The organism is Nonomuraea sp. MG754425, assembly GCF_021699195.1.
In the GTDB taxonomy this organism is placed as follows: domain Bacteria; phylum Actinomycetota; class Actinomycetes; order Streptosporangiales; family Streptosporangiaceae; genus Nonomuraea.
The window spans coordinates 1-258 of the sequence record NZ_SSXE01000597.1 but is presented as its reverse complement, the minus strand read 5'-3'; the positions used below and the strand labels follow the sequence as shown (position 1 = coordinate 258).

Genomic DNA, 258 nt, shown 5'->3' with positions numbered 1-258 from the left:
GCCGTAGACCTGGAACTCCCACAGGGAGTAGCCGTAGCCGGTGGCGCGGGTGGTGCCGTGCATGCGGATGTAGCGGCCGGTGGCGGTGAGGTCGATGGTCTGGGTGCCGCCGGTGGCGTTGGTGGTGGTGTAGGTGTCGGTCCAGGTGGTGCCGTTGGGGGAGGTCTGGATGGTGAAGGCTTTGGCGTAGGCGTTCTCCCAGTCGAGGACGACGCGGGAGATCGTCGCGCTCGCTCCGAGATCGACCTGCAGCCACTG

At 67.4% G+C, this 258-nt stretch carries 1 protein-coding gene; it reads right to left on the bottom strand.

The genetic code is table 11. The features are described from left to right. The coding region (locus FAF44_RS54130; RefSeq protein ID WP_237111247.1) for a discoidin domain-containing protein at positions 1 to 258 on the bottom strand (258 nt) is incomplete at both ends.